General features: G+C 69.1%; 5 protein-coding genes. 3 read left to right on the top strand and 2 right to left on the bottom strand.

Annotated features, from left to right (window positions below; genetic code table 11):
• Position 1: 1 nt before the first annotated feature.
• A complete protein-coding gene (locus tag G515_RS0105570) occupies positions 2 to 649 on the top strand; it encodes a CoA transferase subunit B (protein ID WP_028659360.1) in 648 nt (215 codons plus the stop codon).
• 309 nt (positions 650 to 958) lie between these two features.
• Positions 959 to 9,661, top strand: a complete 8,703-nt coding sequence (locus G515_RS0105565) for a DUF5979 domain-containing protein (protein ID WP_028659359.1) — start codon at positions 959 to 961, stop codon at positions 9,659 to 9,661.
• Positions 9,662 to 9,928: 267 nt separating this feature from the next.
• On the opposite strand, the gene G515_RS0105560 is transcribed toward G515_RS0105565, so the two are convergent.
• Positions 9,929 to 10,744, bottom strand: a complete 816-nt coding sequence (locus G515_RS0105560; RefSeq protein WP_211220956.1) for an SDR family NAD(P)-dependent oxidoreductase — start codon at positions 10,742 to 10,744, stop codon at positions 9,929 to 9,931.
• A gap of 74 nt (positions 10,745 to 10,818) precedes the next feature.
• On the opposite strand from G515_RS0105560, the gene G515_RS0105555 reads away from it, so the two are divergent.
• Positions 10,819 to 11,568, top strand: a complete 750-nt coding sequence (locus tag G515_RS0105555; protein WP_028659357.1) for a tyrosine-protein phosphatase — start codon at positions 10,819 to 10,821, stop codon at positions 11,566 to 11,568.
• Between the two features lie 91 nt (positions 11,569 to 11,659).
• On the opposite strand, the gene G515_RS0105550 is transcribed toward G515_RS0105555, so the two are convergent.
• A complete protein-coding gene (locus G515_RS0105550; protein ID WP_211220955.1) occupies positions 11,660 to 12,475 on the bottom strand; it encodes an SDR family NAD(P)-dependent oxidoreductase in 816 nt (271 codons plus the stop codon).
• Between the last annotated feature and the right edge of the window lie 5 nt (positions 12,476 to 12,480).

Raw genomic sequence — 12,480 nt, 5'->3', positions numbered from 1 at the left:
CATGTCCTGGAACCGTGACCAGATGGCCGCCCGTGCCGCCCAGGAGCTGCACGACGGCGACTACGTCAACCTCGGCATCGGCCTGCCGACCCTGATCCCCGGCTACATCCCCGAGGGATCGACGGTCACCCTGCACGCCGAGAACGGCATCCTCGGCGTCGGCCCGTTCCCCTACGACGACGAGGTCGACCCCGACCTGATCAACGCCGGCAAGCAGACCGTCTCGGTGCTGCCCGGCTCGTCGTTCTTCGACTCGGCCACCAGTTTCGCGATGATCCGCGGCGGCCACATCGACGTCGCCGTCCTCGGCGGGATGCAGGTCGCGGTCAACGGCGACCTCGCCAACTGGATGGTCCCCGGCGCGATGGTCAAGGGCATGGGCGGCGCCATGGACCTCGTCTCCGGCGCCCGCCACATCATCGTGCTGATGGACCACGTCACCAAGAAGGGCGGCCACAAGCTGGTGACCAGCTGCGACCTGCCGCTCACCGGCCGCGGCGTCGTCCAGCGCGTGATCACCGACCTCGGCGTCTTCGACGTCACCGGGGACGGCTTCGCCGTGGTCGAGCTGGCCCCCGAGGTCACCTTCGAGGAGGCCGTCGAGAAGACCGGCGCCCCCCTCAGCGACAAGCGGGCCGCGGCGGTCTGACCCGCCCGGACACCGAGCGGTCCGGCACGTCACCCACCGGCCGAGACACTGCCTTGGCCCGGGTCCGCCCCGGACCGCTCGCCCCCAGCAACACCCGATCGAGTCGGCGTACCTGTACGCCGGCTCGATCGGCGTTCCGGGACGATTTCGACGCTGTCGTCCGCACCTGCGACGGGCAGGGGATCGACCTGTCGACGCGCGCATGGCTCAGTGGGTTCTAGGGAAGCTCTCAGGCCCAATTTACGGTACTTTCAAGGTACGCGTGCGACTGGAAGGCACGCGTGCTAAGCGACCTCAAGGGGCTGTTACGTGCTTCGCCGTTGGATCGTCCTCCTGCTCGCAGGGCTCGTCGTGATGGGGCTGGCCGTCGTGCCCGCCTCCGCAGACCCTGTACTCCCTGATCCGGCGCCGGACGACGTGACAGCGGTGCTGGACATCACCAAGACCGCCTCCACACCGGGACCCGTGGGGCCGGGCGACACCTTCACCTACTCCATCAACGTGAGCTGCTCGGCGATCAGCGACGTCGGCTGCCGCGGCGCGATCACCACCGACGACGTCCCCGAGCCCCTCACCATCGTGGACGTGGTGCCCTCGGGCCCTAACGACTCGGAAGAGCCGATCATCGACGGCCAGAACTTCCGGGTGAACTGGAACGAGGACATCGGCGCCGGCGCCACCGGCATGCTCGACAACACCACCAGCCAGATCGAGGTCACCGTCCAGGTGCCCGAGGACGTCCCCTACGACTACAACGGCCAGACCATCACCAACAACGCCTGGGCGGAGGCTACCAACGCCGAGGACGTGGACGCCTCCACCGACGTGGTCATCAACGTGCCCCTGGATCTCGACACCAGCGCCACGAAGACCCTCGACCCGACCTCCGCCCTCGCTGCTGCCGGCACGCCCGTGACCGCCGATCTCGGCGGCACCAACGACTCCAACGCCACCGTGGACACCCTGGTGATCCAGGATCCGGTCGACCCCACCGCCACCCCCAATCCGTTCACCTACCTCGGCTTCACCGGCTTCGGCACCGTCACGCCCCCCGAGGGCACGACCGAGACCACCTACGAGGTCTACATCGAGCCGGGCGGCTGGACCGTGGTCGACGCCGACTACACACCGCCCGCGGGCACCGAGGTGCTCGGCACCCGAGTCACCTTCACCGGTGCCATCCCGCCCGGGGAGAGTGCCTCGGTCGACCTGGCGCTGGAGACCACGGAGGAGGCCGCAGCGCTCCCCGAGGACACCGTAGTGAACAACGACGTCCAGTCCGAGGTCACGCTCGACGGTGAGAGTGACACCGCCACCGCGGCTGCGGACTTCACCTTCCAGGCGAACGACGTCAGTGTCGAAGCGAGCAAGTCCTTCGACCCCGAGGTGGTGATCGCGGGCGAGTCCAGCACCGCGACCATCGGCGGCACCAACACCTCGCCGTTCCCGATCGACTCGATGACCATCACCGAGCCGTCCACCGGTTCCTTCCCGGCGGAGTACACCTTCGGCGGCTTCTCCACCGGCATCACCTACCCCGAGGGCGCCACCAGCGGCACCGTGATCTACCAGCCCTCCGGTGAGGAGGTCACCTTCGGCGACGGTGAGGTCCCGGACCCGCCGGCGGGTGGGCCGGAGTCGGTGACGTCCTTCCAGCTCGTCTTCGAGGGCGACATCCAGCCGGGCGCGGAGGCCTCCGCCTCCGCGGCGTTCGACGTCGACACCGACGCCGACCTTCCCACCCTGCCCGACACGGTCAACAACGAGGTGGCCGTCGAGGGGGACAACGACGGTGTCACCGACGACGCCACCGCCGACGCCGACCTGTACATCTACGACGAGACCATCGAGCCGTACGTCGACAAGCAGATCCGGCCCGGGCAGATCGTCGACGTCCCCGGCCAGATCGCGACCGTGACCCTCCAAGGGGGCACCACCGAGCGACCCGATCCGCCGGAGACCCCCGAGGGCAGCACCGGAGATGCCGACCACATCGTGCTGCAGGACCCCTCCGAGCCGATCGAGGGTGACGAGTTCTGGAACGCGTTCGACCTCGAGTCGATCACCGCGACCCCGATCCCCTCCGACGCCTCACTGACCATCTACTACTACGACACCAGCGATCCCACCGGCGGTCCGGAAGGCGACGGCTGGAAGGTCCTGACCGGTCCGGTCGACGGACCCGAGGCCGCCTTCGCCTACGACGTACCCGCCGATATCTCCGAGGTCGCCGGCGGTGTCCGCTTCGACTACGAATACACGGGTGATGGTGACGGGTTCCCGCCCGGCACCGACCTGGAACCGAACTTCACCGTCTCTCTGCGCGATGACGGCCGCTACTTCCAGCCGCCGTACAACACCGACCCGGACGAGCCCGACACGGTCCTCACCAACTGCGCCGTCACCGATGCGTCCAGCCCCAATCCGGGGGTTCCCACGGGCACCTCCGACCCGGCCTGCGACACTCTCGACATCCTGCCCACCGACGGCCAGGGCAGCGGCGACCTGATCGACAAGGAGTTCGGCACCTCCAGTTCCGGAGGCGTCAAGTCGGTCATCGAGCGTTCCGGCGACACCATCCCCTCGACCCTGTTCTGGTCCACCGGGGGGCGAACAGGTCTGGCGACCGTCGACATCACCGACGTGGCGGACCCGGAGGGCACCGATGTCGCCGACAGCGTCTACGACGCCTTCAACCTGATCAGCATCGACCCGATCACCGACGCGACAGACCCCTACATCGCCTACGACCAGGTCACCGACGTCCAACTGTGGGACGGCACCTCCTGGACCTCCGCTGCGAACAACCCTTGCCCGGGCGCCTGTGACGGAACCTTCCCGGGCATGGACCTCACCGCCGCCGAGCAGGATTCGACCCTCTCGGTCCGATTGACCTTCGCGGAGAGCCCGACCCGTGCCGAGACCTCGGCCGGCGACCTGGATGCTCCCCCTGTCGGTTCCGGGGTGGCCCGCTCCCTCGAGAACAACCGCGAGGTCACGCTGGTCTGGCAGATCCGCGACACCAAGCGGTCCGACGGTTCACCGGCGTTGGCGGTCGACGACTACAACCAGCCGGACCCGGGCGTGGTGCGCAACACCGCCAACGCCACCGGCTACCCGCAGGACGGTACCGAACCGGTCTCCGCCGACGACTTCGATGACGTGGTGATCACCGACGTGCCGATCACCTCCACCACCGACAAGACCTGGAGCGGCGGTCCCCTGGCGGTCCCGGAGCCCGGTACTCCCGCCGACCAGTACCCGCTGAGCCGAGTGAGTGTCACCACGATCAACACCACCCCGCTGATGGTCGACCAACTCCAGATCACCGACACCGCTCCGGGGTCCACGGACGTCCAGGACCCGTTCGACTACTTCGATCTCAACAGCTTCGCCGACATCGTGGTGCCCGAGGGGGCGACCGACACGACCGTGACCATCACGTGTGTCGACGACACCGTCACCACCTTCACCCGTGACGAGGCCCTGGCGCTCACCCCCGCCACGATGGCGTGTGCCGGCGGCACCAGCGTGCAGACCGTCCAGGTGCTCTTCGACGGCCGGATCGTCACCGGGGGCCAAGGCGTCCTCGAGATGGACCTCCGGTTGCGAGCCACCCACCGCACCACCGGTGCGCCGATCACCACCGACGACGGCCCGATCGCCGATACCGCACAGGGCATCGTCGCCGATGTCGACCCGATCGGCGATTGCCCCCCGGCGCAGGGCGACCGCTATGCCTGCGACCAGGGCACCGCCACCATCGACCTCGAGGACGCCAGCTACGAGATCGCCGCTGACAAGTCGATCTCACCCGCCTCGCAGAAGGAGGGCGACAACTCCCCGGTGACGGTGACGATCGGCGAGCAGAGCAGCGGTGCCACCCGTCCCTACATCGAGCAGCTGGAGGACGACGACGCCAGCTTCTGGAACGCGATGGACTTCCTCCAGATGGACCCCTCCTGGGCCCTCCCCCAACCCGTCGAGCACGTCCAAGCCTGCTATCTGACCGGTGGTGACTTCACCGCGGCCAACGTCGCGAGCGGCGAGGAGGCCGTCGGTGGCGACTGGACCTGCCAACCGATCCCGGGCGATGGACCGCCGTTCGACGACAGCGAGTTGACCCTGCAGCAGGCCAAGGACTTCATCGCCGCGGCCCCGGCCGCCGACGTCCACGGACTCCGGTTCCGGTTCATGGCCGGCGACGAGACCGGCTGGCAGAACCCGGCCCACCCCCACATCCAGGTCCCGTTCCAGGTCGAGCGCCGAGAGGACCTCCGCTCCGGCGGTCCGGTGCCCACCACCCGGTCGGACAGCGTCGCAGCCCCGGGCGAGAGCGACGCCGGTGTCTTCACCGACACCGTCGACGTCAACGGCGAGTCCGTGCAGGTGGGGATCGACGAGAACGGCGACCCGCTCCGGCTCACTGACGAGGACAGTGCCGACGCGACCTACACCTACGAACACCTGATCGTCGGGGTCGAGGTCGACAAGACACCGGCAGGGCAGGTGCAGCCGGGCCAGGCGATCCCGTTCACCCTCACCTACACCAACACCGGTGAAGCGCCGCTGACCAACCCGGTCTTCACCGATGTGTTGCCCTCGGATGCCGATGGCAACCAGCTCATCTTCGACCCGGATGCCGCGCCCGGCTCCACGCCGTACAGCTTCGAGCTCAGCGGCGATGCCCCGGCCCCGCCCAACGGCGACCCGTTGCCCACGACCTCACCGCCGATCGAGATCACCGAGGACGGCGACACCATCACCTTCGCCATGCCCGAGGGCACGGTGCTGGAGCCCGGCCAGACCTACACCATCACCATCGACCTGATGCTGCGGCCCGGTCTGACCCCTGACGATGTGGTCACCAACACCGACACCGTGATCGCCGATGAGCCCTTCGATCCGGATGCCTGTTCGCCCAACTACGACGCTGACACCGGCGAATGCTGGGACGACACCTCGGTCTCCCCGGTCCGTGTGGCCGCGCTGAGCACGGTGAAGAAGGTCCGCGCCGACGTCCCGGTCGAGGAGGAGGGCATCCCGGAGGTCTGGCTGGACGAGAGTCTCGTGCCGGACGGCACCGAGCTCCCCGACGACTACTGCGACACGGCCGCCGACGCGGACGGGTTCTACCGCTCTCCGTGCGTGCCGGTCACCTATCCGGGTGACACCGAGACCTGGCGGTACACGATCACCAACTCCGGCACGCTGCCGATCGACGAACTGGTCGCGATCGACGACCTCCCGCACACCGGGGACACTGGCGTGATCGTGGACCTACCTCGAGGATCGGAGTGGACCCCGACCTTCGCCGACACCCTCACCCTCGTGGACTCCACGGGTACACCGGTGGAGGACATCGGCGCGCAGGCCTTCTACTCCACCTCTCACGACCCGTGCACCGAGCCGGTCGACGACCCCATCGGTGGCGGCGACTGCCCAGCCGGGTCCTGGCTGCCCTACGACGGCTCCGTCGATCCGGCGACCGTTGCGTCCCTGATGGTCGTGCTGACCTTCCCCGAGGACGACCTCTTCCAGCCGGGCGACAGCGTGACTCTTCAAGCCAGGACCACCACCACCCCGACCGATCGGGTAGACAGCACCTTCCCCGTCGCCTGGAACACGATCGCCACCAGCGGCGTCTCCAACGACAACGGCGCCCGGGCCCGGATCCTGCCCTCGGAGGGCCGCAAGGTCGGCATCACCTACCCGACCGGTCCGATCCAGTTGGAGAAGACCGTGACCGGTGAGGGGGCGGCGTACGCTCCCGACGAGTTCGTCGTGCAGCCGACCTGCACCGTCGACCCGGACGCCGCCGATGTCGGCAACATCGACGAGGTCACGCTCACCCCGGGTGCCGACCCGGTGGTGGTCGACGGGCTGCCCTGGGGTTCGGAGTGCACCGCCACCGAGACCGATCAGGGCCAGTTCGACGAGGTCATCGGCACCGTCACCGTCGACAGCACCGAGCCCGACGACGCGATCAACCTGATCTCCGTCGAGAACGTCTTCACCCTCGGCGACCTCGCGGTCACCAAGGCCGTCTCCTCCGACGCGGTGGACGCCGACGGCGACCCGCTCACCTACGGTCCCTTCGACGTGGCGGTCACCTGTACCTTCCTCGGCGAGGAGGTCTGGGCCGAGGGCTACGACGCCGACAACCCGATGACCGCCACCATCGAGGACGGCGAGACCGTCGACTTCGAGGGCCTGCCGACCGGGGCGGAGTGCACGATCACCGAGCCGGACAATGCCGGAGCAGCGAGCGTCAACCTCACGCCCGACGCCGATCCCGACACCCCGGGTGCCCAGGTCACCATCGGTTCCCGGGAGGACGCCGACGGCGACCCGGGCAACCCGGTCGAGGTCGAGGTCGAGAACGTCTTCACCGACGGCTCGCTGCATCTCCTCAAGGAGTCGACGGGGCCGGCCCTGGGCAACGACCCGTCGCTGGCCGACGGTCCGTTCACCTTCCACGTGACCTGCACCTACACCGATCCCACCCGCCCCGACGGCGCCACCGTCTACGACAGCGACATCGTGCTGCCGGACGAGGACAACGTCGACAACGACGACATGGACTACCAGATCGACGACCTGCCGACCGGCGCGGTCTGCGACATCGCGGAGACCGACAACGGTGGCGCCACCACCTCTTCGGTGGACCCGGAGCAGATCACCGTCGGAGACGGCACCACCGCCGAGGTCACCGCCACCAACGTCTTCGATGCCGGCGGCATGGCGGTCACCAAGGAGGTCGACAACGGCGGGGCCCAGGACCAGGACGGCAACCCGATCGTCTACGGCGGCCCCTACGAGATGACGGTGACCTGCACCTACCAGGGCAACGAGGTCTGGGGCAACGGCTTCAGCGGGAGCCCGATGGTGTTCACCCTCAACCCGGGCAACACCTACACGATCACCGGGCTGCCGATCGGCGCGGAGTGCACCACCGTGGAGAGCGACGACGCGGGGGCTGCGGACAGCAGCATCGACCCGGTCGAACCGGTCGTCATCGGACCGAACACGGACCCGACCCAGGTCGTCACGGTGACCAACACCTTCACCGTCGGTTCCCTGGAGCTCACCAAGGAGTCGACCGGCGACGCGTTGGACAACAACCCGCAGCTCGCCAATGGGCCGTTCCGGTTCCAGGTCACCTGCACCCTGACCGACCCGTCCCACCCCAACGGCGTCACGGTCTATGACGATGTCGTCACCATCACGCCCGAGGTGGCCGAGGACGGCACCGTGACCGCGAACACCGCACAGATCGACAATCTGCCGACCGGTGCCGTGTGTGACATCGAGGAGACGGCGAACGGCGGGGCGACCAGCAGCGAAGTCGATCCCGAGGAGGTCACCATCGACGCCGGTGGTCCCGAGGCCCCGGTGATCGTCACCGCGACCAACACCTTCGACGTGGGCGAGATGTCGGTGACCAAGACGGTTGAGACTCACGCGCTGGACGCTGACGGCAACCCGATCACCTACGGCCCGTTCGAGGTCTCGGTCACCTGCCGCTACGGCGGCGGCACGGTCGTCGGCAACGGCTTCGATGAGAGCCCGATGACTCACACCATCACCGACGGGGAGCTCTGGACGATCGAGGGTCTCCCGGTGGGTGCCCGGTGCATCACCACCGAGCCCGACAAAGCTGATGCGGCGGCCACCACCGTCGCACCCCGCACGGTCACGATCCCGGCCGACGACGCGCCTGACCCGCAGAACTTCGTGACGGTGACCAACTCCTACGACGTCGGCTCGCTGCACCTGCGCAAGTTCGTGCCGGAGGCGGTGCAGGAGTACGACATCGCCCAGGGCCCGTTCACCTTCGCAGTGACCTGCACCCTCACCGACGCCTCCCACCCGGCGCCCGGCACGGTGGTCTACGAGGACGACGAGATCGTCCTGCCGGACGAGGACAACGTCGAGAACGACGTGATGGACTACCAGGTCGACAACATCGCGGCCGGCGCCGTGTGCACCGTGACCGAGCCGGACGACGGCGCGGCCAACGCGCACATCGTCACTCCACAGACGGTGACGATCACCGCCGACGAGAACCACGAGCCGGAGACCAAGCGGGTCGTGGTGACCAACTTCTTCGGCGCGGGCCAGGCGACCATCACCAAGGTGATCGAGGGGTCGGGTGCCGAGCTCTACGGCGCCGGGCCGTTCGAGGTGACCGTGGAGTGCACCTACACCGACGTCAACGGTGAGGAGCAGCCGCTCAACACGCCGGGTGGAGCGACGCGGGAGTTGTCGGCCGACAACGACTACACCGCGACGTACGACCCGCTCCTGATCGGCTCCAACTGCACCATCGAGGAGACCGCGACCGGAGGTGCCAACTCCTCGGTGATCACCGATGCGGACGGCAACGAGGTCAGCGAGTTCACCGTGCTGCCGGTGCCGAACGAGGAGCCGGGCGAGGGTGAGCCGCTGGTCGAGCCGATGCAGTTCGAGGTCACCAACACCTTCGACACGGGTTCGATCAGGGTGAACAAGACGGTCGTCGGTCCCGGCAACGGTCCCTACGACGTCGAGCTGGCCTGCACCTACGACGTCGACGGCACCGCCACCGATGTCGACATCCCGGACGGTGCCGAGCGCACCATCCAGCAGGGCCAGAGCGTGACCTACGCGGATCTCCCGACCGGTGCCGAGTGCACCCTCACCGAGACCCGTGACGGCGGCGCCGAGTCGGTCACCATCACCCCGAACGACGGCGACCCGACGGTCGGCGTGGTGACGGTCGGGGACGGCGAGCGGGTCACCCTCGACGTGGTCAACGAGTTCCCGAAGCCGCCGCCTCCCGGCCCCGGTCCGAACGGTGGCAACAACGGCAATGGTGGCGATGGCGGGGACGGCCCGAACGCCGGGGGCCTCCCCGACACCGGCTCGAGCCCCTGGCTCCCGGTCGCCGGCCTGCTCGGCCTGGCCCTGCTCCTGGCAGGTGGGGTGTTCCTCGTCGCCGGTCGCAAGCGAGGCGACGAGGAGGCCTGACCCACGTCGGTCACTGCTCGACTCGGTGACCGTCTGAACCGGAAGGAGCCCCGCCCCCCCACCTCGGGGAGACCGGCGCGGGGCTCCTTCCTCTTCCTGGTGGCCCCTACGTTCCTCACCGTTGAGTTGGGCCTCCCAGACCGTTCAGTTGCGCCTCCCAGACCGTTCAGTTGCGCCTCCCAGAACGACCGACTCGACCGTCCAGAACGACCGACTCGACCGTCCGGGAGGCCCAACTCGACCCCGAGGCCGAGGGGGCCGAACGGGTCAGGTGTGGCGGATGGTCATCCCACCGTCGACGGGTACGGAGATGCCGGTGATGAAGCTGGCTGCGGGCAGGCTCAGGTTCAGCACCATGTGGGCGAGTTCCTCGGGGTCGCCGTAGCGGCGCAGGGCGACGCGACGGCGGGCGTACTTCTCCTTCATCTCCTCGGGGATCGGGGCGGTCATGCCGGTGCGGATCGGGCCGGGGCAGATCGCGTTGACGTTGATCCCGTCGGGGCCGAGTTCGACCGCGAGCGCCCGGGTCATGCCGGTGACGCCCGCCTTGCTCGCGGCATACGCCGCCATGCCGGCCCCGGTCACGATCGCCTCGGAGGAAGCGATGTTGACCACCCGCGCGGCGTCGGAGTCGAGCAGGTGGGGCCGGGCGAGCCGGATGAGTCGTACCTGGGCGGAGAGGTTGATCTCCATGGTGCGGGTCCAGGCGTCCTCGAACTCCGCCTCGTCCAGGGCCAACTGACTGCGGGAGGAGATGCCGGCGTTGTTGACCAGGATGTCGAGGCCGCCGAGCCATGCCGTGGCCTCCTCCACCAGGCGGCGTCGCGCGTCGGGGTCGGAGACGTCGGCCACCACACCGGTCGCGGCCTCGGGGCCGTGCACCGCCCGGATCTCCTCGACCGCCGCGGCGACACGCTCCTCCCCCACGTCGGCGAGCACCACGCGGGCACCCTCATCGGCGAAGAGTCGAGCGCTGGCCCGGCCGATGCCACTGGCGGCGCCCGTCACCAGCGCGCGGCGGCCGGCGATCGACCGGGAGAGCTGGGACAGGCGAGGACTGGAATCAGATTCTGAAATGGTCACGCACGCACCCTAGTGAGCGGGCTACCTCCTCGGTAGCCTTACTGAGCGATCGCTTACCTCGTCAGGAGAATCCCGTGACCGTGCTCAGCCACGACCCCCGCTTCAACGCCCTCCGAAACTTCCGCGACGTCGGAGGCCTGCGCACCGGCGACGGCCGCCAGGTCCGCACCGGGATCCTCTACCGCAGTGGCACCGTCGCCTTCGTCGACGCCGGGGTGGCTGCCGAACTCGCCAAGCTGGGCATCCGCAGCCGGATCGACCTGCGCAGTCAGGCCGAGATGGACGAGACGCTCACCCCGGATCTGGACGCCGCCCTCAACCGCGTCGCCATCGGCATCACCGCGGGCGGCGTGTGGGAGGCGCAGGTCGACGTCGAGCACCCCAGTGAGTCGGTCGCCGCCCACTATGCCCGCTACCTGCTCAACTCCGGCGAGTCACTCCGCGCGATCGTCGATCTGCTGCTCGACGAGCTCAGCGGCGGCTACCTGGTGCACTGCACCGCGGGCAAGGACCGCACCGGAGTGGTGTTCGCGATGGTGCTCTCGGCCATCGGCGTGCTCGACGAGGAGATCGTCGCCGACTACGCCGCCACCCAGGCCGACCTGGAAGAGCTGCTCGCCCAGCTGCGCACCCTCCCGGCCTACGGCCACCGGGTGCAGGAGCTCCCCGCCGAGTCGCGTACCGCGGATCCCCGCTCGATGGAGCTCTTCCTCGCCGGGCTCGAGAGCGAGTACGGCAGCGCGCGCGCCTACCTGGTCTCCCACGGCGTCACCGAGGCGCAGCTCGACCAGCTGGCCGACCGCCTCCTGGTCGCCGCCGACTGACCGCCCCGACTGACCGCCGCCGAGCAACGCCGGCGGCCCACGCACCACGAGCCCGCCGAAGACTCGACGGGCTCGTGGCGTGTGGTGAGGATCAGAAGACGCTGTAGCCGCCGTCGATGACGATGGTGGTGCCGGTCTGGTAGCGGGAGGCGTCGGAGCCGAGGTAGACCGCGATGCCCTTGAAGTCGTCGGGCTCGCCCCAGCGGCGGGCCGGAACGCGGGGCATGATCGCGGCGTTGAACGCCTCGTTCTCCTGGCCGCCCGCGGTCATGTCGGTGGCGATCCAGCCGGGCAGCACCGCGTTGACGCGGACGCCGTAGCGGGCGAGCTCGACCGCGGCGGAGCGGGTGAGCGAGTTGAGCGCACCCTTGGTGGCGCCGTACGCGTGGTTGCGGCCCGCACCCTCGATGCCGGCCAGGCTGGCGATGTTGATGATCGAGCCGCCCTTGCGGCCATCCTTGGCCTGAGCGGCCATCTGCTTGGCGGCCTCGCGCATGGTCCAGAAGGCGCCGTCGAGGTTGGTGGCAAGCGTCTTGCGGTAGGTGTCGGTGGTGGCCTCGATGAGGAGCTCCTTGCCGATGCCGACGCCGGCGTTGACCACGCAGATGTCGAGGCCGCCCATGGCGGCGGCGGCCTCGGCCATGCCGGCGACGACCGCGTCCTCATCGGAGACGTCGACCTGCTGAGCGCGGGCCTTGCCGCCCTCGGCCTGGATCTCGGCGACCGCGGCGTCGAGCTTCTCCAGCCGGCGGCCCCAGAGCGTCACCTCCGCTCCCGCTCCGGCCAGGGCCCGCGCCATCGCGAACCCGATCCCGGTGCCGCCACCGGTGATCACGGCCGCGCGGCCGGACAGATCGAAGAGGGTGTCCGAGGCGTGCGGACCGGTCAGCTTGGCTTCTACGTTCACGCGCC

It is taken from the genome of Nocardioides insulae DSM 17944 (assembly GCF_000422825.1).
In the GTDB taxonomy this organism is placed as follows: domain Bacteria; phylum Actinomycetota; class Actinomycetes; order Propionibacteriales; family Nocardioidaceae; genus Nocardioides; species Nocardioides insulae.
The sequence above is the reverse complement of the archived record's forward strand: the minus strand, read 5'-3'. Positions and strand labels throughout refer to the sequence as shown.

Excerpts from the sequence above, each read along its gene's own strand:
- G515_RS0105570 (WP_028659360.1), top strand. The coding sequence starts at position 2 with ATGTCCTGGAACCGTGACCAGATGGCCGCCCGTGCCGCCCAGGAGCTG.